This window comes from Dactylosporangium sp. CA-139066, from assembly GCF_050936175.1.
GTDB lineage: Bacteria > Actinomycetota > Actinomycetes > Mycobacteriales > Micromonosporaceae > Dactylosporangium.
In genome coordinates, this window is sequence record NZ_JBNJNH010000002.1 from 2475776 (window position 1) to 2500367 (window position 24592).

21 protein-coding genes and 1 pseudogene are annotated in these 24592 nt (G+C 74.5%); 13 read left to right on the plus strand and 9 right to left on the minus strand.

The window, feature by feature from the left end:
• Positions 1–191 precede the first annotated feature (191 nt).
• Both ACQEVU_RS56150 and ACQEVU_RS56155 read right to left on the minus strand, forming a co-directional pair.
• Entirely contained in the window at positions 192–4661 is a 4470-nt protein-coding gene (locus ACQEVU_RS56150; protein WP_433339417.1) for an HAD-IC family P-type ATPase, read from the minus strand.
• A 4-nt stretch (positions 4662–4665) separates the two neighbouring features.
• On the minus strand, positions 4666–5010 hold the full coding sequence (locus ACQEVU_RS56155; protein ID WP_433339418.1) for a hypothetical protein: 345 nt from the start codon (positions 5008–5010) through the stop codon (positions 4666–4668).
• Positions 5011–5215: 205 nt separating this feature from the next.
• Here ACQEVU_RS56155 and ACQEVU_RS56160 point away from each other — a divergent pair, with 205 nt between their 5' ends.
• Positions 5216–5986, plus strand: a complete 771-nt coding sequence (locus ACQEVU_RS56160) for a CAP domain-containing protein (protein ID WP_433339419.1) — start codon at positions 5216–5218, stop codon at positions 5984–5986.
• Here ACQEVU_RS56160 and ACQEVU_RS56165 read toward each other — a convergent pair.
• Positions 5983–7998, minus strand: a complete 2016-nt coding sequence (locus ACQEVU_RS56165; protein ID WP_433339420.1) for an MMPL family transporter — start codon at positions 7996–7998, stop codon at positions 5983–5985. The genes ACQEVU_RS56160 and ACQEVU_RS56165 overlap by 4 nt on opposite strands.
• A gap of 145 nt (positions 7999–8143) precedes the next feature.
• Here ACQEVU_RS56165 and ACQEVU_RS56170 point away from each other — a divergent pair, with 145 nt between their 5' ends.
• The 7 genes from ACQEVU_RS56170 (at position 8144) to ACQEVU_RS56200 (ending at position 14534) form a co-directional block, all read left to right on the plus strand.
• Positions 8144–9430, plus strand: a complete 1287-nt coding sequence (locus ACQEVU_RS56170) for a sensor histidine kinase (protein ID WP_433339421.1) — start codon at positions 8144–8146, stop codon at positions 9428–9430.
• On the plus strand, positions 9382–10026 hold the full coding sequence (locus ACQEVU_RS56175) for a response regulator transcription factor (RefSeq protein WP_433339422.1): 645 nt from the start codon (positions 9382–9384) through the stop codon (positions 10024–10026). Before ACQEVU_RS56170 ends, ACQEVU_RS56175 begins: the two co-directional genes overlap by 49 nt.
• Before the next feature lie 19 nt (positions 10027–10045).
• Complete coding sequence (locus tag ACQEVU_RS56180) at positions 10046–10780, plus strand: dienelactone hydrolase family protein (RefSeq protein ID WP_433339423.1); 735 nt, start codon at positions 10046–10048, stop codon at positions 10778–10780.
• Between the two features lie 265 nt (positions 10781–11045).
• The gene (locus tag ACQEVU_RS56185) at positions 11046–11558 is read left to right on the plus strand and encodes a hypothetical protein (protein ID WP_433339424.1); all 513 of its coding nucleotides are present in this window, start codon (positions 11046–11048) and stop codon (positions 11556–11558) included.
• Between the two features lie 71 nt (positions 11559–11629).
• Positions 11630–12145, plus strand: coding sequence for a hypothetical protein (locus ACQEVU_RS56190; protein ID WP_433339425.1), 516 nt, complete (start codon positions 11630–11632; stop codon positions 12143–12145).
• Positions 12142–13356 carry an MAB_1171c family putative transporter gene (locus ACQEVU_RS56195; protein WP_433339426.1) on the plus strand — a complete coding sequence of 405 codons (1215 nt, stop codon included), beginning with the start codon at positions 12142–12144 and terminating at the stop codon, positions 13354–13356. Before ACQEVU_RS56190 ends, ACQEVU_RS56195 begins: the two co-directional genes overlap by 4 nt.
• Entirely contained in the window at positions 13353–14534 is a 1182-nt protein-coding gene (locus ACQEVU_RS56200; RefSeq protein ID WP_433339427.1) for a cytochrome P450 family protein, read from the plus strand. The genes ACQEVU_RS56195 and ACQEVU_RS56200 overlap by 4 nt, the downstream gene beginning before the upstream one ends.
• 163 nt (positions 14535–14697) lie before the next feature.
• Here the strand turns inward: ACQEVU_RS56200 and ACQEVU_RS56205 are convergent, their stop codons facing one another.
• From ACQEVU_RS56205 to ACQEVU_RS56220, 4 genes are all read right to left on the minus strand, one after another.
• Positions 14698–15897 (minus strand): histidine decarboxylase, encoded by a 1200-nt coding sequence (locus tag ACQEVU_RS56205; RefSeq protein WP_433339428.1) that lies wholly within the window; start codon positions 15895–15897, stop codon positions 14698–14700.
• Positions 15894–16952, minus strand: coding sequence for a hypothetical protein (locus tag ACQEVU_RS56210; protein WP_433339429.1), 1059 nt, complete (start codon positions 16950–16952; stop codon positions 15894–15896). The genes ACQEVU_RS56205 and ACQEVU_RS56210 overlap by 4 nt, the downstream gene beginning before the upstream one ends.
• The gene (locus tag ACQEVU_RS56215) at positions 16945–18405 is read right to left on the minus strand and encodes an APC family permease (protein WP_433339430.1); all 1461 of its coding nucleotides are present in this window, start codon (positions 18403–18405) and stop codon (positions 16945–16947) included. The genes ACQEVU_RS56210 and ACQEVU_RS56215 overlap by 8 nt, the downstream gene beginning before the upstream one ends.
• A gap of 255 nt (positions 18406–18660) precedes the next feature.
• On the minus strand, positions 18661–19149 hold the full coding sequence (locus tag ACQEVU_RS56220; protein WP_433339431.1) for a hypothetical protein: 489 nt from the start codon (positions 19147–19149) through the stop codon (positions 18661–18663).
• A gap of 328 nt (positions 19150–19477) precedes the next feature.
• On the opposite strand from ACQEVU_RS56220, the gene ACQEVU_RS56225 reads away from it, so the two are divergent.
• Positions 19478–19873, plus strand: coding sequence for a helix-turn-helix transcriptional regulator (locus ACQEVU_RS56225; RefSeq protein WP_433339432.1), 396 nt, complete (start codon positions 19478–19480; stop codon positions 19871–19873).
• 11 nt (positions 19874–19884) lie between these two features.
• A complete protein-coding gene (locus ACQEVU_RS56230; RefSeq protein ID WP_433339433.1) occupies positions 19885–20943 on the plus strand; it encodes a Gfo/Idh/MocA family oxidoreductase in 1059 nt (352 codons plus the stop codon).
• Positions 20944–21077: 134 nt separating this feature from the next.
• Here ACQEVU_RS56230 and ACQEVU_RS56235 read toward each other — a convergent pair whose 3' ends face one another.
• The gene (locus tag ACQEVU_RS56235; RefSeq protein WP_433339434.1) at positions 21078–21377 is read right to left on the minus strand and encodes a hypothetical protein; all 300 of its coding nucleotides are present in this window, start codon (positions 21375–21377) and stop codon (positions 21078–21080) included.
• 90 nt (positions 21378–21467) lie between these two features.
• The gene (locus ACQEVU_RS56240) at positions 21468–21983 is read right to left on the minus strand and encodes a hypothetical protein (RefSeq protein ID WP_433339435.1); all 516 of its coding nucleotides are present in this window, start codon (positions 21981–21983) and stop codon (positions 21468–21470) included.
• A 199-nt stretch (positions 21984–22182) separates the two neighbouring features.
• On the opposite strand from ACQEVU_RS56240, the gene ACQEVU_RS56245 reads away from it, so the two are divergent.
• From ACQEVU_RS56245 to ACQEVU_RS56255, 3 genes and pseudogenes are all read left to right on the plus strand, one after another.
• Entirely contained in the window at positions 22183–23133 is a 951-nt protein-coding gene (locus ACQEVU_RS56245; RefSeq protein ID WP_433339436.1) for a carbohydrate-binding protein, read from the plus strand.
• Positions 23134–23250 (plus strand): annotated as a pseudogene (locus ACQEVU_RS56250) (SAM-dependent methyltransferase); the annotation flags it as partial.
• Between the two features lie 120 nt (positions 23251–23370).
• Positions 23371–24429, plus strand: a complete 1059-nt coding sequence (locus ACQEVU_RS56255) for an NADPH:quinone reductase (RefSeq protein ID WP_433339437.1) — start codon at positions 23371–23373, stop codon at positions 24427–24429.
• Positions 24430–24592: the final 163 nt, after the last annotated feature.

Sequence of the window (24592 nt, forward strand, 5' to 3'; positions counted from 1 at the left end):
GTGACGGTCCATGCCCAGCATGTGGGTGGGCAGGCGTCCGGCGAGGTCAGCCGGGTGGTCCGGGTGCAGTGCGACCCGGGACAGGCGTCAGTGACGGTCCGTGCCCAGCGGCGTCAGTGACGGTCCGTGCCCAGCGGCGTCAGTGACGGTCCGTGCCCAGCGGCGTCAGTGATGGTCGGTGCGCTGGGGCGTCAGTGATGGTGGGTGCCCAGCACGTGGGCGGGCAGCAGGCGCCCGGCGAGGTCGGCCAGGCGGTCCGGGTGCAGCGCCGCCTCGAGCCGCTCCGTCACGGCCGGCGGCAGGCGGCGCTCCACCGCGGGGGCGACCGCGGAGCCGAGCATCGTCGTGGTCGCCGCGGTGACGGCGATGCCCCAGCTCACCGGGCCCAGCGGGGTGCAGCCGAAGAACTGGCTCAGCCCCGGGGTCTGGATGACGCCGGCCAGCACGGCGGCGGAGCCCAGGCTCGCGACCAGGACGCCGGGGCTGGCCTGGCCGACGAGCAGGGTCTGGCCGAGCTGCGTGCCGACCAGCGCGGCCAGCGCGACCGTGCGGGCCCGGACGCCGCGGCCGGTGAGGGTGGCGGCGGCGATCCACGCGCCGGTGGCGCCGATGGTGGTGGCGGCCGCGCGCAGGGTGACGTCGCGGGTCAGCGCCGCGCCGAGGGAGGCCTCCGGGCCCTCGGACAGCAGCGCGGCGGTGCCGCCGGGGTCCGGCCGGCGCAGCGCGACCGCCAGGGCCGGTGCCAGGTCGGTGAGCAGGTTGACCAGCAGCAGCTGCCGGGCGTTGAGCGGCGAGGCACCGGTGACGGCGGCGCCGAGGACGGTGAAGCCGATCTCCCCGAGGTTGCCGCCGACGAGGATGCCGAGCGCCTCCCGCACGGCTCGCCACATGGCGCGGCCTTCGACCAGGGCGGCGATGATGGTCTCCAGGCGGTCGTCGGTGACGACGAGGTCGGCGGCGGCCCGGGCGGCGGGGGTGCCGCGCTGGCCGAGCGCGATGCCGACGTCGGCGAGGCGGATGGCGGGGGCGTCGTTGGCGCCGTCGCCCGTCATCGCGACGACCCGCTGGTTGGCCTGGAAGGCCTGCACCACGCGGACCTTGTGGGCCGGCGTGCCGCGGGCGACCACCGCGATGTCCGGCACGAGGTCGCGCAGCGCGCGGTCGTCCAGGGCGTCGATGTCGGCGCCGGTGACGACCCGGTGGCTGTTGAGCAGGCCGAGCTCGCCGGCGATGGTCTCGGCGGTGGCGGGGTGGTCCCCGGTGATCATCACGATCTGGGCGCCGGCCGTGCGCAGCTCGTCCAGCGATGCGCCGGCGGTCGTGCGCACCGGGTCGGCGAGGGCGAGGAAACCGAGGAAGCACAGCGGCGCCACGTCGTCGTCGGTCAGGTCGCCCTGCACGGGGCGGCGGGTCTCGGCCACGGCGAGGACGCGGAAGCCCTGCCGGGTGAGCCGGTCGAGCTGCTGGCGGACGCGGCGGCGGGCCGGGCCGGTGAGCGGCCGCTCCTCGCCGGCGTCGGCGCGCAAGGTGGTACAGCGGGCCAGCACGAGCTCCGGCGCGCCCTTGACCGAGAGCAGGTGGCCGCCGGTCGTCGTCGCGGCCGTGGCGTGGTAACCGCGGCTGGGCTCGAACGGCAGCGCCGCGTGCAGTCGCCAGCCGGGGGCGCCGACGGACTCGTCGATGCCCACGCTCTCGGCGCCGCCGCGCACGGCGCGGTCGGTGAGGTGGGGCAGCGGCTGCCCGGCGGCCGGGGCCGGCGTGGCCCGCAGGCCGGCGGCGAGCACCGCCCGGTGGGCCGGGTCCAGGCCGTGCACCGGCTGGATCGTGTCGGCGTCGGCGACGGCGGCCAGCCGGATGTGGCCCTGGGTCAGGGTTCCGGTCTTGTCGAAGCACAGCACGTCCACCCGGCCCAGCGCCTCGATCGTGCGGGCGTTGCGCACGAGCGCGCCCTGGCGGGACAGCCGGCGGGCCGCGGCCAGCTGCGCGGCGCTGACCAGGAACGGCAGCCCCTCGGGAACGCTGGCCACGGCCAGGCCCACGCCCGCGCCGATGGTGTCCTTCACCGGGCGGCCGCGCAGCAGGCCGGCGGCCATGACGGCGGCGCCCGAGCCCAGCGCGATGGGCAGCGTGGTGTGGGTGATCTGCCCCAGCCGCGCCTCCACCCCGGAGGCCGGCGCCGCCTGGGCGGCGGTGGCCATGCTGCGACCGGCCTCGGTGGCCGCCCCGGTGGCGACCACGACGCCGACCGCGCGCCCGGCGGTCACCGTCGTGCCCTCGTACACCATGCAGGCCCGATCGGCCACGTCGGCGGCGAGGACCGGCGCGGTGCTCTTGGCCACCGGCATCGACTCGCCGGTCAGCGACGACTCGTCCATCTCCAGGGCCTGCGCCTCGATGAGCCGGCAGTCGGCGGGCATGACGTCACCGGGCGCCAGCACGACGACGTCCCCGGGCACCAGCTGGTCGGCGGGCAGCCGCACCGGCCGGCCGTCGCGGCGGACGGTGGCCATCACCGCCGAGCGCGCCAGCAGGTCCGCGACGGCGCGGTCGGTCACGGTCTTCTGGACCGCGCCGACGACCGCACCGAGGGCGCTGGCACCCAGCACGATGCCCGCGTCCGCCAGGGAACCGATCGCCGCCGACAGCGCCGCGCCGCCGGCGAGGATCGGCGTCAGCGGGTTGGCCAGCTCCTCGGCGAAGGAGCGCATCAGGCTGGGCGCGGGCGGGGTGATCTGCACGTCGGGACGGTGCCGGCGCGGCGCCTCCCGGGCGGTCAGCCCGTTGCCGGTGGAGTGCAGCAGCTTCAGGACCTTGCCGGTCGGCAGGGCATGCCACGCGGTGCTCGACACCGGCGGTGAGATGGGCCGGCGGGCGAGCTCCGCGGCGGCCCACACGCCCTGGACCAAGGACAGGGCGGCGGCGCCGTTGACGGCGAGCAGGGCCCGCCCGGCCGCGCCGCCGGGCGAGCCGGTGATCGTGGTGATCGCCCCGATCGCGGAGCCCGACTCGGCCAGGCGCACCCCGTGCCGGCCGACCCGGCGGGCCACGTTGATCGCGTCGATGAGCAGGGCGGCGGCCTCCAGGACGTCGCCGGCCAGCACGTGCGCGCCCCAGGGCGGCCGGCTGTCCGGCCCGTTCACCCCGATGCCGACGTCGGCGCCGGCCAGCGCGGCGGGCTGATCGGAGACCAGCAGCACCACGTGGCCGTCGGCCTGCAGCTCGCGAATGTTGCCGAGCAGGTGTTGCCGGCCGGGAACGTCGCCGGCGTCGACGCCCTCGGCCCCGCGGGGCCGGCCGCCGGCGAAGACCAGCCGGGCGCCGCTGCGCCGGGCCGCCGCGATGAGCGCATCGGCGCTGCCGGCCGGCTGGGGGACGAGGCTGACGAGTGCCTCGAGCCGGGTGTTGCGCGCGAGCCCGATCACGTGCACGGCGCCCTCGCGCTGCAGGCGTTGCCGCTCCCGGGCGCCGGTCCGCCCGTGCAGCCGCAGCCGGCCGATGGGTCCCAGGTGCCAGCCGCCCTGTTCCACCGGCTGGTCGGTCGCCTCGGCGCTGAACAGCCGGTGGGCCTGGAGCCGGACCCGCTCCTCGTCGGCGCCGGGCAGCGGGTGCACCTCCTGAACCATGAGCCGGCCGGTGGTCAGGGCGGCCAGGTCGAGGATCACCGTGTCGACGCGGTCGAGCAGGCGCAGGACGCGGGGGTCCATCACGTGGGCGCGGCGGCCGGCGAGCGTGCGGCCCAGCTGCGCGGCGAAGGCCTCTCGCCCGATACCCGGGGCCTTGGGCAGGCCGGCCACGGCGATCGCGGCCGCGCGCCCGGCGCCGCCCGCGGCCAGCGCGACGCCGGCCGCGCCGGCCCCGACGGCGACGCTGCGCGGGGCGTACCGCTCGACGATTCCGTCGGGCACGGGGCAGGGCCGTTCGGTGACGACCGGGTCGGCGGCGGCCTGCTGCGGGGTGCGCAGCAGCGCCGGCTCGGCGCGCCAGGCGTCGCGCCGGACCCGGGCCTCGGCCAGCTGGCTGATGCGCAGCGCCGCGTCCAGGCCCAGCCCGGCAACGCCGCCGACCAGGCCCTGCGCGGCGGCGTTGCTGAGCGCCAGCACCGAGTCGGTCCGGTCGCGGCCGAGCGCTCGCTCCAGGACGGAGCGCACCTTTGGCTGGGTGTCGACGAAGGTGATCAGGGAGGCGGCCTCCACCGCGCCGGGCACGTGCCGGGCGATGCGGCCGAACGTGGCGACCACCAGGCCGGCCGCGTCGGCGACCAGCGCAGTGGCCGCCCGCTCGATGGCGCCGGGGTGGTCCGGTGGCGGTGGACGGTCGGCCGGCCCGTGGATCTCGGGGTGCTGCTCCCGCACGGCGCGCACCACCGCGGCGAGCTGCGCGCGGGTGGGCGCGGGCCGGGTGACGCCCAGCACGACGCGCTGCAACGGGGCGTTGACCACCGCCCACGAGACGCCGGGCACCTGGCGCAGCGCGGCGCACAACGCCGCCCGGTAGTCCGCGGCCTCCGGGCGGCCCACGCCCGGGGCGTCGACGGCAACGCGATCGGTGGTGACCGGCTCGCCCGGGGACTCGCTGCGGCGGTCCCCGGCAAGGCCGGCAACGGTACGGGCGGCCCCGGCCACGAGGCGGGTGGGGGTCCGCACCAGGCTCAGCAGCGCCACCCGGCTAGGCCTTTTCCAGCGCCTCGCCGAATTCGTGCACTACCTTGTTGCGCCGATTTGTTGCGAGCGCGTGGCCGGCCGCGAGCACCACGGCCACCGGCCATTCGATGGCGCCCAGCACGGCCAGGACTCCGATGCCGCCCAGGAACGCGAGCTCCTCGCCGGCGGGCAGCCGGAACGTGCCCAGCATCGGCAGGCTCACCTGGGTGCTGTTGTGGTCGGTCGCCAGGTGGGCGGCCGTGCGCATGGGGTGCGCGTCCGCGCCATCGGTGCCGTGCGGCAGGACCGTCGCAGCTTCCTTGCGCGCGGCCCGTCGCGCGTGGGGGACGGCCTTGGTCTGCGTCGCCATCGCAACCTCCTTCGGCCGAGGTTCTGGGCAAGTCGCCCTGCTACCCGCGCGGGTTTGAGGTAAACGGTGGACCAACAGCCCGTGGCCGATCGGGTGCAGGGCCTTGTTGGCTTTGCGTGACTTTAAGTTGGGCTTTGTTCGCTTCCTGCGGGTCTGGTCGGTCGATACGTTCGATCGAACTGCCCCGATCGGAAGGTTCCGGCCCGTGCGATCCCTGCTCCGCCTGAAGGCTGTCCGGCTCGCGTTGGTGCTGGCGGGGATCGGGGTGGTCGGGGCCGCCGTGACCGTGGCGGTCGCCTCCGCCCACGGGTCCGGGCCGCGCGAGGGCAACGACGCCGCCGTCGGGCAGGCCTACCTGGCGGGCGCCGGATGGGGCGGCGGCCCGGGCGCCCCCAGCCCGCAGCCCTCCGCCGTGAGCAGCCCGGCCGGCGGCGCGAGCCCGAGCCCGAGCGCCGCGGCCTCGCCGAGCCGGACCCGCACCAACCCGGCGCCGACCACCGCGGGCGCCGCGCCGACCCGCACGACCAAGCCGGCGTCCACGGCGACGGCCCCCGCGGGGGTGGCGAACGCGGTGCTGGCGCACATCAACGAGCTGCGTGCGAGCAACGGGCTCCCGCCGTACTCGCTCACCTCCGGCCTGATGGCCAGCGCCCACGCCCACAACCTGCTGATGGTCAACGGGTGCGGGCTGTCGCACCAGTGCCCGGGCGAGGGCGGGCTGGGCCCCCGCATCAGCGCCCAGGGCGTGCAGTGGACCGCGCTCGGCGAGAACATCGGCGAGGGCGGCGGCGTGGCCAACACCACCGCCGCCATCACCGCGTCCGCCAACGGGCTGACGACGAGCATGTACAACGAGACGCCGCCGAACGACGGGCACCGCAAGAACCTGCTCAGCTCGACCTACACGCACGTCGGGATCGATGTCATCCGCGACTCGTCGGGCACGGTCTGGCTGACCCAGGACTTCTCGAACTAGGTCGTCGCCGGCCACCAGGCGCGGCGGCCGATGTGGAGGGTCAGGGCCGGGACCAGCAGGCTGCGGACCAGCAGGGTGTCGATGAGGACGCCGGCGCAGACGATGACGCCGATCTGGACCGACGGGACCATCGGCAGCACCGTCAGGGCGGCGAACGTGGCCGCCAGGACCACGCCGGCGCTGGTGATGACGCCGCCGGTGACCGTCAGGGCGCGCAGGACGCCGGGGCGATGGCCCAGGCGGGTCGTCTCCTCGCGGGCCCGCGTCATCAGGAAGATCGTGTAGTCGACGCCCAGCGCCACGATGAACAGGAACGTCTGCAGCGGTACGGCGCTCCACAGCCGCGGGTGGCCGATGGCGTCCAGGATCAAGCCGGCCCCGCCCAGCGCGGCCGCGTAGGACAGGATCACGCTGGCCAGCAGGACCAGCGGGGCCACCAGCGCGCGCAGCAGCACGACGAGGACCAGCAGGACGACCGCCAGGACCAGGGGGACGACCACGCGGTTGTCCCGGCTGGTGACCGCGTCGCCGTCGGCCTCCAGCGCGGTGTCGCCGCCGACGAGGGCCTGTGAGCCGGGCACCGAGCGGACGGCCGCGCGGAGGCGCTCCAGGGTCCGGACGGCCTCCGGGCCCGTCGGCTCCGACGTCAGCGTCGCCTCGATACGGACCCAGCGGCCGTCCGCGGAGCGCTCCGGCTCGCCGACCCGGGCCACGCCCGTCACGCTTCGCGCGGCGTCGGCGACCGGCGAGGCGGTGCCGGCGCTCGCGGTGATGACGGCCGGAGCCAGCGTGCCGCCCGGGTAGTGCCGCTCGATCAGGCGTTGTCCCGTGATCGAGCCGACCTCCTTCGTGAACGTCTCGTCGCTGGGCAGGCCGATGCTCAGCTGGCCGATGCCGATGGTCAGGGCGGCGAGCGCGGTGGCCGTCGCCAGCCAGATGATCCGCGGGCGGGTGCCGACGAACCCGGCAATGCGCGACCAGGAGCCGTGCTCGGCCGGGACGGCGCCGTGGCGGGGGATGAACGGCCAGAAGACCCAGCGGCCGAGCAGGACCAGCAGCGCGGGCAGCAGCGTCGTCATCGCGGCCAGCGTCGCCACGACCGCGATCGCGCCGACCGGGCCCAGGCCGTGCGTGGCCGGGAGATCGGCGGCGAGCAGGCACAGCAGGCCGATCGCGACGGTGATCGCCGAGGCGCAGATCGCCGGGAACGAGCGGCGCAGCGCGACCGCCATCGCCTCGTGGCGGTCCTCGTGGCGGCGCAGCTCCTCGCGGTACCGCGAAATGAGCAGCAGCGCGTAGTCCACGCCGACGCCGATCGAGAGGATCGTCATGATGTTCTGGCTCTGCAGGTCCACGGTCAGCCCGGTGTGCCTGACGAGGAGGTAGACCACGCCGCCCGCACACTGGCTGGCAATGCCCGCGGTCAGCAGGGGGATCAACCACAGGACCGGGCTGCGGTACGTCAGCAGCAGCAACAACGCGACCGCGCCCACGGTGGCGAGCAGCAGCGTGACGTCGAGCCCGGAGAAGGCCTCGCCGAAGTCGTCCTCCGCGCCGGCGGAACCGGTCAGCGCGGTGCTCAGCCCGTCGGGCACCTGCGCGGCCAGCCGCTGCTTGATGGGGGCCACGGCGGCCGACTGCCGCTCGTCGTCCCCGGCCAGCGGGAAGGTCAGCAGCAGCGCCCGGCCGTCGGCGGCCGGCGCCGCCTCGGGGACCGTGCCGCCGCGGGCGTAGGCGGCGAACGCGGCCCGGTCGGCGTCCACCTTCGCCCGGTCGGCGGCGGTGAGCCCGGACTCGCGCGCGTACACGGCCACGGCCACGAGCGCGTCCGGCTGCGGGAAAGCGGCCGCCTCGCGGGCCGCGGCCCGGCTCGCCTCGGCCGAGGCGGGCAGCGAGCCCAGGGTGTCGTTGTTCTGCACGTCGGTGAGCTTGAGCGCGAGCGGGCTCAGCCCGCCCACGATCAGGACCCAGAGGGCCAGGGTCAGCAGCTTGGTGCGCCGGCCGGTGGGCATCGCGGTTCCTCTCCAAAACCAGGATCCAGAAGTCGATTGGCGATGCCTTCGATCGAACGCGCGGGCGGCGCGCGGGTCAGGAGTGCCATGTCCCGAGCGATGGTGGAGCTAGCACCACCGCACCGGCGGGCGGCGGTGCGCGAGAATGAGGCCCGTGCGCCCCTGGCTGCGGCGCGGCCTGCTCGCCGGGCTGCGCGGACTGACCTTCGCGATCGGTGTGGTCGCGGTCAACGGCGCGCTGTTCGGGCTGTTCGTGGTCGCGGTCCTGCTCACCGTCATCGGCGTCGGGATCTTCCTGGTGCCGCTGCTCGCGGTCGTGGTCCGCGCGGTCGCCGACTACGACCGGCGGACGCTGACCCAGTGGACCGGGGTGGCGATCCCGAGCCCCTACCGGCCGCGGCCCGAGCAACTCGGCGCCTGGGAGACCTACCGGTGGGTGATGACCGACCCGGCCACCTGGCGCGACCTGCTCTGGCTGGCCATGTCGGTCTACGGCGCCGTGCCCCTGCTGATCGTGCCGGCGGCGCTGATCCTCTCCGGGACCGAGGGCATCACGGGTGTACCCGTACTGCTCTACTTCATCGTCGACTGGTACGGCTACGGCCTGTTCTGGCCCATGACCAGCGCCGTCGAGGCGGTGCTGAGCTGGCCGCAGGGGATCGCGATCCTCGCCGCCGGCCTGACGCTCGCGCCCCCGGCCCTGCGCTGGTTCGCGCGGTTCAGCCGCTCGATGCTCGGCCCGACCCGCGCGGCCGCCCTGGCCCGGCGGGTCGACCACCTGACCCGGACCCGCACCGACACCGTCGACGCGCAGGCGAGCGAGCTGCGCCGGATCGAGCGCAACCTGCACGACGGCGCGCAGGCCCGCCTCGTCGCGCTGAGCATGAAGATCGGCCTGGCCGAGGAGCTCATGGGGCGCGACCCGGAGGCGGCGCAGCGGCTGATGGCGCAGGCGCGGGAGTACAGCGGCCAGGCCCTCGAGGAGCTGCGCGACCTGGTCCGCGGGATCCACCCGCCGGTGCTCGCCGAGCGGGGGCTGGACGGCGCGGTGCGCGCGCTGGCCCTGACCCTGCCGGTGCCCGTCGACGTGGAGATCGACCTGCCGGGGCGGGCGCTCGCGCCGCTCGAGTCGGCCGCGTACTTCGCGGTCGCCGAGACGCTGGCCAACGCCGCGAAGCACGCGCGCGCCTCGCGGGTGACCATCCACATGAAGTACCACCTGGAAAGGCTCCGCATCGTCGTGCGCGACGACGGCCGGGGCGGGGCCGATCCCGCCGCCGGCAGCGGGCTGCGGGGGATCGAGCGCCGGCTCGCCGCCTTCGATGGCACCATGTCCGTGGACAGTCCGCCGGGCGGACCCACCACCGTGACGATGGAGCTGCCGTGCGCGTTGTCATCGCCGAGGACCTCGCCCTCCTCCGGGACGGGCTGATCCACATCCTGCAGGCGTTCGACTTCGAGGTCGTCGGGTCCGTCGACAACGGCCCGTCCCTGCTGCCGGCCCTGCTCGAGCACCGCCCCGACGTCGCCGTCGTCGACGTGCGGCTGCCGCCGACGTTCACCGACGAGGGCCTGCAGGCCGCGATCGCCGCGCGGGAGCGGATCCCCGGCCTGCCGATCCTGGTGCTGTCGCAGCACGTGGAGCAGCTGTACGCGCGGGAGCTGCTGGCCGGCGGCACCGGCGCCGTCGGCTACCTGCTCAAGGACCGGGTGTCCAACGTGGGGCAGTTCATCGATGCCGTACGCCGGGTGGCCGACGGCGGCACCGTGATGGACCCTCAGGTGGTGGCGGCGCTGCTGGCCCGCCGCCCGGCCGCCGGACCGCTGGACGGGCTGACCGCCCGCGAGCGCGAGGTGCTGGGGCTGATGGCCGAGGGCCGCTCCAACGCGGCGATCGCCGGGCGCCTGTTCGTCACCGAGAAGGCGGTCAGCAAGCACATCAACGGCATCTTCACCAAGCTCGGCCTGCCGCCGTCCGACGACGACAACCGGCGGGTGATGGCGGTCCTGACGTACCTGGACCGCTGATGCCTCTAGGGTTTGCGCCATGAAGCTGCGCGAGGACGAGGTCACGGTGGCGGGGCGCGACTGCGGGATCCGGACCGCCGTGATCCGCCCGGTGGGCGACGGCGCCTGGCCGGGCGTCCTGCTGTACACCGACATCTTCCAGCTCACCGAGTCCACGCTGCGCAGCGCGCGCCGGCTGGCGGCCGAGGGGTTCGTGGTTGGCGTGCCGGAGATCTACCCGCGCGGGGAGCTGGCCGGGGTGGCGCTCGAGTTCGACGACGCCGGCAAGCAGCGCGGCCTGGCCGCGGCGGCCGCCACGACGACCGAGGAGTTCGACGCCGACCGCGTCGCGGTGCTCGACCACCTGCGGCAGCGGCCCGACGTGACGGCGCTGTTCGCGGCCGGCTTCTGCATCGGCGGGCACCTCGCCTTCCGGGCCGCGCTCGACCCGCGGGTGGAGGCGACCGTCTGCTTCTACCCGACCGGGCTGCACAACGGCGCGCTCGGCGCGGACGCCGACGCCGGGTCGCTCGCCGCGGCGGGGGACATCCGCGGGCGGCTGATGATCGTGTTCGGGGCGCAGGACCCGCACGTGCCGGCCGGCGCGCGGGTGCAGATCCTCGACGCGCTCTACGCCGCCGGGCACGACGACCTCGAGCTGCACGTGTACGCCGGGGGAGAGCACGCCTTCATGCGCGACATCGGCGCGCGCCACGACCCGGTGCTCACCGACCTCGCGCTGGACGCGGCGGTGTCGTTCTTCAAGGGCCGGTGAGCGAAAAAAGGGCCGGAGAGTGAAAAGGGCCGGTGAGTGGAAGGTGCCCCCTGTTCGATGGCACCTCGGTGCCGCACCTTCCACTGCACAGTCCCGCTTCACGCACGTTGCGGATGACAGATCTCGTTCAACGGACGTTTCGCGCGACGCACAGAGGATACGCCGAGTCAATAGGTGCATGTCAACGTTATGGGGTGGCGTTGCCCTATACTCTGGCCGAACCGTTGTCGATCGATGACCGTCTGTGCGGACGTAGGAGCCAGCCATGGAGGGACGCCGCTCCCTGGCAGATCGCCTGAATCTGCTCTTCGCGACCTTCAAGCCCAATGACGGCGTCAACCGCGCGCGTTCCGACGGGGAGTATTTCAACAGCGAGATCGCCGAGCGGATCAACAAGGGAGCGCTCGCCGACCGGCTGCAGCAGGAGATGGACTCGCCGGTCACCATCAGCGGGGCGTACATCGGCGAACTGCGCAGCGGCAAGGCCACCGACCCGCGGCTGAGCCACCTCAAGGCGCTCGCGATGGCGTTCGGCGTGCCGACGACGTACCTCGTGTCCGCCGACGACGACCCGGCCCTGGACGACGTCGAGGGCGACCTCACGCGGCTGCGCACGATGCGCGAGCTCAACGTGCAGAAGGTCGTCCTGCGCGACGTCATCGGCCGCACCGGGCTGTCCTCGGCCAGTCAGCACGCGCTCAACTCCGTGCTGGCGCAACTGCTTGAACTGGAAGGCATCGAGCCGAAAGGCATCGGCAACCCGGACAAGCCGGCGTGACGGCGCGCCTGGTCGCGGAGTGGGTGCGGCCGCCACGTGCCGGTCTGGAGGATGAGCGAAGCGGTGCACGGATGAGATGGGCACGGCCGCGACGGCGCGGCAGTCTCGCCGCGGGGCTGTCGCTGCCGAAGCGCGTCACCCCGGACGCCCTCTGCGACGCCGTCAGCGCGCGGGTGGGCAAGCCGATCCACCGGCTCTACGTGGCGATGCCGCCCGAGCTGCCCAGCGGCTGGGTCGCGGTGCGGGCCACGAGCCTCAGCATCATCATCGACGCGGCCGCGCCGCGCTGGCTGCGCGACATGGTGCTGTGCCACGAGCTGGCCCACCTGGTGCACGGCCACCACCTGCTCGAGCTCGACGACCCCGAGGCGATGCGGCGGCTGCTGCCCAGCCTCGACCCGGCGGCGGTCCGGGGCGTGCTGGCCCGCACGTGCTTCGAGGGGGCCGCCGAGCGCGAGGCCGAGGAGCTCGGCACCGAGCTGTTCGAGCTGCTCAACCCGTGGCGGGGCGAGCAGCGCTGGGACGTGCCCGAGGGGGCCGCCGGCGTCATCGACCGCATCGAGCGCGCGCTGGGCGACCAGGAGTGAACGGCGTCCTGTATCCGCTGGCGGCGGTGCTGGCGTGGGCCGCCCTGGCGTACCGGCTCGGGCGGGGCCTGCGCCAGGATCCGCGGGATCCGGCGCTGTACTCCGTCGGCGCCGCCTTCGCGCTGCTCGGCATCATCTTCACCGTGTCGACCCCGGCCGTGTGGGCGCGCATCGACCACGCGCTGGCGGTCCCCAACCTGTCGCTGCTCATCAGCCAGAGCTGCGTCATCGCCTTCTCCGGCACGATCCAGTGCATCATCATCTTCTGGACGCATCCGCGGCCCGGCAGCTGGCGGCGGGCGCGCCTGCGGATCGTGTGGGTCGTGGGCGTCCTCGTCGCGATGGCGGCGCTGTTCACCGCGGCCGGCCGGCAGGACGAGCACCCGACCGACGCCGCCGCGACCTATGCGCAGGACCCGGTCTACGCCGCCTACCTCGGCTGCTACATCGCGATGGTGGCGGTGGGCTTCACCGACATCGTCCGGCTGTGCCTGCCGTACGCCCGCGCCGCCGGCCGCGTGTGGCTCAGCCGGGGTCTGCGGCTGTGCGCCGCCGGGGCCGGGCTCGGGCTGCTGTACTGCCTGGTCCGCGCGGCGACCCTCATCGAGGGCCAGCTGGGCGGCGACCCGCGGCGGCTCGAGGCGCTCGTGCCGGTCTTCGCGGCGCTCGGTGCGATGCTCGTCATCGTCGGGCTGACGCTGCCGTCGTTCGGGCCCCGGCTGTCGCGCATCGGCGCCTGGCACGCGCAGCGCCGCGCCTACCGGCGGATGTACCCGCTGTGGGAGGCCGTCACGGTCACCGTCCCCGAGGTCGTGCTCGACCCGTCGGCGGCGGGGAACCGCGGCGTCGTGCGCCACGTGGAGCGGCGGCTGCGCCGGCGGGTGGTCGAGATCGGCGACGGGATCCGCCAGCTGCGCCCCTACATGAGCGGCGACGGCGACGGCGCTGTGTCCGCCGAGCGGATCCTGGCGGCCTGCCTCGCGCACGAGGCGGCGCGCCGTGCGGGGGAGGACGACGAGCCGCAGCGCCGGGCGCGCTGGGACGCCTGGCTCGCCGCGCGGCCGGCCACCGCTCGCCGGCCGCCGCCCGCCGATGTGCCGGCGGCCGACGTCGACCATGAGGACTTCGCGGCCGAGGTGCGGTGGCTCGTCTCCGTCTCCAGGGCGATGCGCGAGGCTGGGATCATCAGCGAGATGGGGAGCAGGACATGACCGAGGCCACGATGGACGCGTTGCTCGCGGACCCGCACGGCGTCCTGGGGCGGCTGCGCGCCGCCGGGCCCGCGCACCGGGTGGTGCTGCCCGACGGCTCGCCGGTGTGGCTGCTGACCCGCTACGAGGACGTCCGCGCCGCGCTGGCCGACCCGCGGCTCTCCCTCGACAAGCGCAACTCGGCCGGCGGCTGGGCCGGCTTCTCGCTCCCGCCGCGGCTGGACGCCAACCTGCTCAACATGGACGCGCCGGACCACACCCGGATCCGGCGGCTGGTCGCGCCGGCGTTCACCCCGCGCCGGGTCGAGGCGCTGCGCCCGAGCATCGAGCGCACCGCGAACGAGCTGCTCGACCGCCTGGCCGCGGACGCCGAGGCCGACCTGGTGACCGGGTACGCCACCCCGCTGTCGGTCGCGACGATCTGCGAGCTGCTGGGCCTGCCCGAGGACGAGGCGGACCGGATGCGGGCCTGGACCAACACCCTCATGCTCCCGCCGGCCGACGACCCGAAGGCCCCGGCCCGCGCGGTCGTGGCGATCGAGCAGTTCCTGGTGGAGCTGATCCGCCGCAAGCGCGCCGAGCCGACCGACGACCTGCTCAACGCGATGATCACGGCGCGCGACGCGGGCGACCGGCTCAGCGAGGAGGAGCTCACGTCGCTGGCCTTCCTGACGATCTTCGCCGGCTACGAGAACTCGATCAACCTGATCGCCAACTGCGTCCTGGCCCTGCTGCACCGCCCGCACCTGATCGAAAGGGTGCGCGAGGACGCCGACCTGCGCCGGGCCGCGATCGACGAGACGCTGCGGTACGAGCCGGCCGCGCAGCAGGCGATCCGCCGCTTCGCGCTGGAGGACCTGACGTACGGCGACGTGACGGTGCCCAGGGGCGCGACGGTCCTGCTGAGCCTGCTGGCGGCCAACCGCGACCCGTCGGTCGTGGCGGACCCGGACGAGTTTCGCCTGCGCCGGCCGAGCGCGCCGCACCTGGGCCTGGGTTACGGCCCGCACCACTGCCTGGGCGCGGCGCTGGCGATCCTGGAGGCCGACGTGGCCGTGGGCGAGCTGCTGCGGCGCCATCCGCGCCTGACCCTGGCCGAGCCGGCCGGCGGTCCCGAGTGGCGCCGGTCGTTTCGCAGCCGCTGCCTGGCGACGCTGCGGGTGGCCTGGAAAAGCTGAGTGGCTTGGACAAGCTGGGTGGCCTGGAAAGCTGGGTGGCCTGGAAAAGCTGGGTGGCCTGGAAAAGCTGAAGGGACCGGCATCCACGGGGGAAGATGCCGGTCCCGTCGAAGAGTTTACGGCATATGACCCTCATGTACCAAGGTCTATCGATCAGTAATTGTCAGCAGGCGAGGGCTTCCGGCATCTCGTCCGGCTCGGAGACCGACAGGCTCAGGTCGTCGACGAAGCGGTCGATCAGCGCGCGGGTCTTCCCGGGCATGCACACGACGTGCGCGTCGTTGCGGCCGTCGGTGGCGAGGGGCCAGCGGTCCAGCAGGGACTGCGGCGGGCGGGGGAAGACGACGGTGAAGGCGTGCTTCTGGGCCCGCCAGGCCGGCCAGCCGATGCGGCGCAGCTGCTGTTCGGCGTAGGCGGCCAGGTCGCGGGCGGCTTCGGCACGGTCGCGCAGGCCGGGCCGGCCCCAGTGGCGCAGCAGGTACCACAGCCAGAGCGGGGCATGACCCGAGCGCGAGCCGCTGATGGTGCTGTCGGCGGTGGCGGTGTAGGTGATGTCGCCGCGGCCGGTGTGCCGGTCGGCGAGCGCCACGACCACCCCGCAGGGAAACGGGGTGGCCAGGAACTTGTGGCCGCTGATGGCGATCGAGTGGGCGCCGGCGGGGAAGGTGAAGGCCGGCCGGAGGTCCCGGTCGACCAGGGCCAGCGGGATGCCGGCGAGCGCGGCGTCGGCGTGGATCCAGCGCTGCTCGGGCTCGACCCCGGCGGCGTCGAGCGCGTCGCCGATGCGGGCCACGTCGTCGACCGCCTCGGTCATTGTCGTACCGACGGAGGCGACCACGATGATGCCGGTCCCGCGCCGCCGCCGATGCTGTCGCTCGACGGCGGCGTGGAGCAGGTCGTAGCGCATCTCGCCCCGGGCGTCGGTCGGGATCGTCTGCACGCGCATGCGCAGCAGCTCCGCCGCCTTGGCCACGCTGTAGTGCGCGGCCGACGAGGTGAACACCCACGCCGCGGGCAGCTGGCGGCGGGCCTGCCACAGCGCCCACAGCGTGCTCTCGCTGCCGCCGCTGGTGACGTACCCGTGCCGGTTGTTCAGCGGCGCCTCGAACAGGTCCGCGAAGAACCCGATGACCTCGTACTCCAGGTGCTTGGTGTGCAGCCGGTAGGCCCCGCTGGTGGCGAACGGGTGTCCCACGTTGTTGAGCAGGATCGGGTCGAACCGCGACACCGCCGTCATGTCCGGAAGGTCGGTCGCCCCGGGGAAGCCGAGGTCGAACCGGCCGTGCTCGATCAAGGCACGATGGAGCTGGTCGAGCCGGCCCGGCATCGTGGGATCATCGGGTACGGCCGAGACGAGACTCATCGCGGCTGCGTTCCGTGGTCGATCACCCGGCCGAGCTCGCCCATCCAGCGCCACACGTGGAACGTCGGATCGGTCTCGGGCGTCTCGGCCAGCGCCGGGTTCCATTTCCAGTGCATGCTCGGGGTGCCGTACTGCGTGTTGCCGTCCCGGATCGAGCACTCCACGGTCAGGATGTTGAACTGCGGCTCCCCGCCGCGGTCGACGAGCAGCATCGTGCCGTCGATCAGCCGCGCGTAGCACCTGCCCGGCACGTCCTGCTCGCCGCGGGCCCGGCGCTGGACATCCGACCAGGCCCCGTACGGGGTGTCGAGGGTGACCACGCCGACGCCGGCGAACACCGCATACGGCGACATCTCGTCGACTCGGTTGGCCATCTGGTGCCGCGGGTCGAATCCCGGGTCGGCCGTGTACCCCTCCCGGGCGTGCTGGGCCAGCCCGAAGAGCAGGTGCGGCAGCGAGGCCGCCTCGTCGTCGGCGAGGAAGATGCGGGTCGCGGTGCGGAGCTGGTCGAACAGCTTCGCCCGCGGCTCGTGGTAGAACAGCGCGATCCCGTGCGCGGCCAGCGGGTCGCTGCGCCGCCGCTCCCAGGCGTGCCGGGCGTGCAGGAACGAGAACCGCCGCAGCCGGGCGACGACCGCGCCCCGGAACGTCGGCGTGATGTCGTGGCTGGGCCGGGCCGCCGGGGCGGCCGGGGTGGCGCCGGCCGGCGGGACGGCGTGCAGGTGCCGGCCGTCGGAGCGGTGCGCCCCGGCGCCGGTGTTCTCGCCGGTCGCCTCCCGCCACCAGGGCGGCGGCCCGTCGGGCTCGGGGGCGGCGTAGCCCGCGGGCGGGCCCTCGGGGCCCTCCGGCGTCCAGCCGCCGTGCCCGGCGGGTTTGGCCGGGCCCTCCGGCGTCCAGCCGCCGTGCCCCATGGGCGCGGCCGGGCCCTCCGGGGTCCAGCCGCCCTGGCCGGCCGATGGGGCGCGGCCCTCGGGGGTCCAACCGCCCTGTCCCGACACGGATGCGGGGCCGTCGGCCGGCGGCCAGCCGGACGTGGCCGTGCGCGGCTCAAACATCGAGGTCCTGAAGTCGCTGGTCCAGCACCCGAAGCGGGTCCGGTCTGCCCCGGCCGACGTCGTCGAGCACCTGGGAGCCCTTCGTCCGCAGCAGGCTGCCCCACAGGATGCCGACGAGCAGCGTGCCGAGCACGACGGCCGGGATGATCAGCTGCTGCGGCGAGCCGGCCGGGATGCCCAGCAGCGAGTCCAGGTGCAGCAGCATGATCACCAGTACGCCGGAGCCGGCGATGACGCCGAGCGAGGGCAGGATCGTGGTGATGAACAGGCTCTCGTTCGTGCCGCCGCCGCGGCGGAAGAAGCGGAGCGAACCGGCCGAGATGAGCACCAGCATGACCAGGATGCCGGCCGCGCCGGCGGCCGAGAGCCAGGTGAAGACGACCTTGATCGGATCGGCGCCGGCGATCGCCAGCACCCCGACCACGACCAGCGCCGAGGCGCTCTGCACGATCGAACCGCCGGTCGGCGCGCCCTGGGCCCGGCCGCTGGTCCCGGTGCGGGCCAGCCAGGTGGGCAGGACGCCCTCGCGGGCCATCGCGAAGAGGTACCGGGCGATCGTGTTGTGGAACGACAGCATCGCGACGGTCACGCTGGTGATCAGCAGGAGCGTGGCCAGCAGGCTGAGGCCGCCGCCGTACCACTGGTCGAACAGGGCGAACGGCAGCCCGGCGTTGGGATCGCGGGCGGTGTCGGCGATCTTGGCGGGGCCGACGGCGACCGCCAGCGCCCAGGCCGAGACGCCGTAGAACAGCGCCATGAACAGCACCGCGGCGAGCGTCGAGCGGCTGATGCTCTTGCTGGTGCGCACCTCTTCGGAGTACGCCGGGGCGGTGTCGAAGCCGATGAAGGCCGCGATGCCGAGCGCCAGCGCGCCGCCGATGCCGGGCGCCCATAGCCCGGTGAAGGCCACCGGGTCCGCGCTGATCGAGCCGCCGGCCGGGTGCGCGAAGCCGGCGATGTCGAACAGGGTGATGACCGCGAGCTCGACGCACAGCACCGAGCCGACGACGAACGCCGACAGCGACACGTGCAGCAGCCCGCAGACGGCCACGATGGCCCAGATGACCGCCGCCCACAGCACCCAGCTGCCGCCGACGAGCGAGGCGACGGTGAAGCCGATCAGCCCGTACAGGCTCATCTGGATCGCCGAGTAGAAGACCAGGGCCAGCGCACCGCCGGCGAGGCCCGCGACCGGCCCGAAGGACTGGGCGAGCAGTGCGTAGGCCGGCGCGGCGTGCGGCGCGGTGCGCGACATGGCGACGTAGCCCACCGCGAGCAGCCCCATCAGGGCGCCCAGCAGCGGGAACGTCAGCGGCGTCGCGACGACCGCGGTGGTGGCGTAGGTGGCCACGATACCGCCGGCGAGGACCGCCATCGGCGAGCTCGCGCCGACCTGGAACAGCCACACTCCGCCGCCGGACATTCTCCGGCGGGTCAGCCCTGGGGTCGTCACCGTGCCTCACCCCGGTCGTTGAGCCCCGCGAGGGGTCGGGCGAGCCGGCGCAGGACGGCATTGGGCCACACAGAAGGACGCATCGCGGCGCGTTCTCCAGTTCCGGGCGGGGCCGGCGGAGACCGGCCGAGGCAATCAATATGGCGAATGTCGCAGCGCAGTGTATAGGTGTGGATCACTGAGCGCATCCCCTGAATGTGAATGCGCTGTTAACAACATCACTTGATCACCGTCGGTAGCGCTCCCACCGGTGGATCAGGCCTGCGGCGCTCCGGCGGGGATGGCCGGGCGGCCGGGGCGGCGGATCGGCACCTGCAGGGCCCGCAGCCACAGGGTGACCTTGCGCCGGCTCGCGTTCACCTCCTGCGCGATGTCCTCCAGCGAGCGGCCGTCGCGGTAGCCGGCGGCGGCCCGCTGCGCGCGGGGGTCGGTCGGGGCGGCCAGTGCGCCGTGCTCGGCGAGCCGGTCGAGCACGGTCGAGCGGCTCAGCGCGGTCTCGCGGGCCAGGCGGTGCAGGCTGGGGGCGGCGGCGTACAGCTCGGCCAGCCGCGCCGGCGTGACGGCCGCGCTGGCGCGGGGCCGCAGCGGGATCCCGGCCCGCTCGAGCCAGCGGTAGATGGTGACGGACCGGACGCCGGCCTCGTCGGCCAGCTCCCCGACGGAGGCCAGCTCGTCGAGGTAGCGCCGGCGCAGCCAGCGGTCCCGCGACGGTCCGGGTCGGCGTAAGTTCGGCGCGTTGTGCATGGCGAGCCCCCTCGTGGCGTCATGGCATCGGGGGCCCGCGATCCCCGGGCTGCGACGGATGGACGTCGGAGCGGGGGCCGGTCGGGCAGGCGAACGCCGGGCGCGAGGCATCGCGACCCTGGCGCCCGGCGACGATCGTGACCGACAGCATTGCATTGCCGCGTCCCCCGTCGAGTCGTCGCACTCGGCGCTGCTCGTTTTCCAACCGGGGCCAGTCTGCATCGACCGGGTGCGATATTTGTTGACTCACCGCGCCAGGATGTTGACGGGGGGTGCCCAGATCGCGGAGTAGGCGATTGATAGCCGATCGACAGCTGACAGTGCATCAATGTCTTCTGTGACGACGTACATCATGGGGGACGTCCGCCGTCGCGCACTGCGCGGCCGCATCAATGCGTACATCGAAGGCAATCTCGACGATCCGGATCTGGACCCGCGCGCCGTCGCCGCGGCGAACAACGTCTCGGTGCGCGAGCTGCACCGCCTGTTCGAGGGAGGCCGGACGGTCAGCGAGATGATCAAGATGCTGCGGCTGGAGCGCTGCCGCCGCGACCTGCTCGACCCGGCCCTCACCGGCGTGCCGATCTACCACATCGCGCGCCGCCACGGGATCCTGCACAACAGCTACTTCAGCCGCGTGTTCAAGGCCGCCTACGGCCTCACCCCGCGGCAGCTGCGCCGCGGCGGGGTGGCCGGGTTTCCATCGACAACCGCGCTGTGCTGAAGACTAGGGGCATGAGCGACACCACCCTGCGCGTCGGCCTGGTGGGCTACGGCCTGGCCGGCTCGGCGTTCCACGCGCCGCTGATCAGCACCACGCCCGGCCTGAGCCTCGCGGCGATCGTCACCGCCGATCCGGGCCGGCGTGCCGCGGCCGCGGCCGCCTATCCGGACGCCCGGATCGTCGAGCGCGCCGAGGAGCTGTGGGCCGACCCGGGCGAGCTCGACGCCGTCGTCGTCGCCTCGCCCAACCGCACCCACGCCCCGCTGGCCCGCGCGGCGCTGGAGGCCGGCCTCGCCGTCGTCGTCGACAAGCCGCTGACGCGCACCGCGGCCGAGGGCGAGGAGCTGGCGGCGCTGGCCGCCGAGCGGGGGCTGCTGCTGACCGTGTACCAGAACCGGCGCTGGGACGGCGACTTCCGGACCGCGCGGCGGCTCATCGAGTCCGGCGAGCTCGGCCGGGTGCTGCGGCTGGAGTCGCGCTTCGACCGCTGGCGCCCGGTGCCAAAGGGCGGCTGGCGCGAGAGCGGCGACCCGGCCGATGCCGGCGGCCTGCTGTACGACCTCGGCAGCCACCTCGTCGACCAGGCGTTGCAGCTGTTCGGCGCGGCCACCGAGGTGTACGCCGAGGTGCACACCCGCCGCGCCGCCCTCACCACCGACGACGACGTCTTCGTGGCCCTGCGCCACGCGGGCGACGTCCGCTCGCACCTGTGGATGACCGCGCTCGCCGCCGCGCCCGGCCCCCGCCTGCGGGTCCTGGGCGACCGCGGCGCCTACGTCAAGTACGGCCTGGACGTCCAGGAGGACGCCCTGCGCGCCGGCCGCCGTCCGACGGAGCCCGGCTGGGGCGAGGAGCCGCCGGCGGCGCACGGCGTGCTCACCGATGCCGAGGGCAACGAGCGCGTCGTGCCCACCGAGCCGGGCGCCTACCAGGAGTTCTACGCCGGCTTCGCGGCCGCCCTGCGCGACGGCGGCCCCGCGCCGGTCGACCCGGCCGGCTCGATCGCCGCGCTGCGGGTCCTCGAGGCCGCCCGCCGCTCAGCCGAGCACGGCGAGGTCGTCCGCCTCTGAGCCGGCGCCGCGCTTCGACGGCCGGCAACGCGTGCCGGTCCGTCGAAGCGCGGCATACGCGCGCCCGGCTCAGCCCGCGATGACGTCCACGTAGTCGATCTTGTTATTGGCCGCGCCGGCGGCGTTGCCGATGGTCAGCCGGCCGGGGCGAAGTTGACGGTGACGGCCGGCGCGGGCGTGAGGCGGTAGCCGCGCAGGACGCCGTTGTGCAGCCCGACGCCGACGATCTCGCCGCGGTCGTTGATGCCGTTGGCCTCGCGCAGCGTCCAGCCGGAACCGGCCGGGATCAGGGTGTCCAGCGCCGTGATCGCGGTGCCCGCCTGCCGGATCCAGGCCCGCGGGGCGGCGCACGGCTGGCACAGCGGGTCGGACGTGCCGACCACCTGGCCGGCCGCGTTGACCGCGCGGGCGGTGCTGAACTGGATGCCGTCCACGGTGCCGAGGTCGGTGATCGCCCCGTTGCGCCAGGCCGCCGCGTGCGAGCCCGACGCCGTGCCGGCGGTGCCGCGGTATCGATCATGGCGTCAGCAACGGACGATCAGGCCGTTGTCGTTGATGCCGTAGGCGCTGCCGCCCCCGCCGCCGGGCAGGCCGGGCAGCGTCGTTCGGGTGCCGGCCGACCAGACGTAGGGGCCGGGTCCGCCGACGACCTGGCCGCGGCCGTTGATCCCGCGGGCGAGGCCGGCGTCGGGGCCGAGCGCGGTCGGGGTGCCGTCGGTGCCGTAGAGGATGCCGAGCGGGTCGCCCTCCGAGTCGGCCGGGCGCTGGCCGCCGGCGACCCGGCCGGCCGGGTCGATGGCCAGGCCCTGGCCGAGCCGGTTGGTGAGCGGGGCGCCGAGGTCCTGGACGGCACCCGCGGCGCTCCAGCGCACCGGGTAGGCGTAGCCGCCGCCGGAGCGGTCGGCCGACCCGGCGACGTGGCCGGCGTCGTTGACGCCGTTGGCGACGCTGCTCGAGCCGCCCGGCAGGCCGCCGAGGTCGGTGCGGGCGTTGCCGGCGCTCCACCTGGCCGCGTGCGGCAGGAAGTCGGGCCCGGTCACGGTGCCGGCGACGATGCCGGCTTTGCTGAACCCTCCAGAAGACCTCCGACAACAAAATCATCAGCGGCATCATCCCCGGCATCACGAGCTTCCCGGCCGGGTTCACCCAGCAGACGATGCTCGTGGTGCAGCCCGGCATCAACAACGCCTACGGCACCTACGGCAAAGCGCTCACCGACCTGCAGGGCAAGACGCGCCCGTGCCGACCGACGCGAGCTACGTCAACGACGCGAAGGGCCTCGACCTGCCCGTGGTCGGGCACACGTACTCCGACTTCGGCGCGTTCAAGGCGCACTACGTGTTCGCGTACAACCAGAACGGCACCAACGTCACGACGTCCTTCACGCCGGCGAGGCTGGGGCTCTCGGGGCGCGTCTACGTGTACAACACCGGCACCGGCGCGGGCACCCTCATGGACGCCGGCGCCGCGTTCACCGAGAACATCGGCGCGGCCGGGCGCGGCTCCTACATCGCGGTCCCCGTCGGCGGCTCCAACATCGGGTTCCTCGGCGACGCGGGCAAGATCGCGTCGCTGGGCAAGAAGCGCATCGGCGCCGTCACCGACGACGGCACGCTGCACGCCACCGTCAACTTCGCCTCGGGTGAGGGCGGCGTGACCCTGCACGGCTACGCGCCGAGCGCCCCGCGCCTGACGATGAGCAGGGGCACCGCCGGCGCCGTGTTCTACGACGCGGCCACCCGCCAGTTCTCGGTCGTCGTCAACGCATCCGCCGACGGTACCGCGGTGGTGAACCTTTCCGCCGCCGCGAGCCCGGCCACCTGGTACGAGGCGGAGCGCGCGACCCTGTCCGGCCCGGTGGCATCGCAGGAGTGGCCCGGCTTCACCGGCACGGGCTACGCCGACTACCAGCACGCGAGCGCCGACTACACCGAGTGGACGGTCACCGTCGGCGCCTCCGGCAGCCACACGCTCGCCTTCCGCTACGCCAACGGCGGCGGCGCCGACCGCCCGCTGAGCATCACGATCAACGGCGGCTCGGCGGCGAACCTGTCCTTCCCGGCCACGGCCGACTGGAGCACGTGGTCGACCGTCACCCGCACCGTCACCCTCAACGCCGGCACCTACACCATCCGGGCCACGGCCACCGGTTCGAGCGGCGCGAACATCGACCGCCTGGAGGTGACCTGACCGCACGTGCGCCGCCCGGATCCGCGCATCGCGGCCATGATCCTCGACGCGCTCAGCGACGCGCGCACCGTGCTCAACGTCGGGGCGGGGGCCGGCTCCTACGAGCCGGCCCCGCGGGTGCGGGCCGACCTCGCCTCCGGCGCCCGGGACGAGCGGCACGGCCACCTGCGCACCCAGCCGGCGTTCCACAGCTCGATGCGGCTGCTGAGAGGGCGTCCGCGGTCGTAGGGTTGGTTGATGAGAAAGACGACGTACAGGGCGATCGTGTACGACAAGTTCGGTGGGGCGGCGGTACTGCGGCAGGTCGAGCGCGAGCTCACCGACCCCGGGCCGGGCGAGGTACGGGTGCGGGTCGTCGTGTCCGGGGTCAACCCGACGGACTGGAAGACCCGCAGCGGGGCCACGGCGACGTCGGACATCCCGGCCGGGGGCGCCGTGCCCAACCAGGACGGCGCCGGCGTGATCGACGCCGTCGGCCCGGGCGTGGCCGGGTTCGCGCCCGGAGACCGGGTGTGGCTGCTGCTGTCGGCCTATCAACGCCCCGGCAGCGGTACGGCGCAGGAGTACACGGTCGTGCCGGCCGAGCGGGCCGCGCGGCTGCCCGACGGGGTCGGCTTCGCCGCGGGCGCGTGCGTCGGCGTGCCCGCGCTGACCGCGCACCGGGCGCTCACCGTCCACGAAGGCGCACCGGACCGGCTCGCCCCGGGCGCGCTCGACGGCGTCAACGTCCTCGTCGCCGGCGGGGCCGGCGCGGTGGGCAACGCCGCGATCCAGCTCGCCACGTGGGCCGGCGCGTCGGTCGTGGCGACCGTCAGCGGGCCGGAGAAGGCCGCCCTCGCGCGGGCCGCCGGGGCCGCCCGCGTGGTCAACTACCACGACGCGGACGCGGCCGAGCAGATCCGCGACGCGTTCCCGGCCGGCGCCGACGTCATCGTCGAGGTGGCCGCCGCGCACAACGCCGAGCTGGACTTCGCCGTGCTGCGCACCGGCGGCGTGATCGCCGTCTACGCCAACGACTCCGGCGGCGGCCCGCTCGCCATGGACGTGCGCCGCAACATGGTGCTCAACTCGCGGTGGCAGTTCATCCTGCTGTACACCGTGACGAAGGAGGCCCTCGCCAACGGCGTCGCCGCCGTCAACGCCGCCCTCGCCGACGGCGGCCTGCGCTTCGGCGCAGACGCGGGCGTGCCGCTGCACATCTACCCGCTCAGCGACACCGCCGCCGCCCACGCCGCCGTCGAGTCCGGCGCCGTCGGCAAGGTCCTCATCCAGGTCGATCCCTCGGCGGGAGATTGAGCTCTTGATGCTCGCGCTCGCGAAGCGCGCGCCGGGTTGAGTTTTGGTGGTCGCGCAGCGGCCATGGGGGGTGCGGGGTGGGAACCCCCCGCCGCGCCCGCGCGAAGCGCGCGCCAGATGAACGCTCACCCGGTCTGCCGCCCCGTCACCCCGGTTCGCCCGT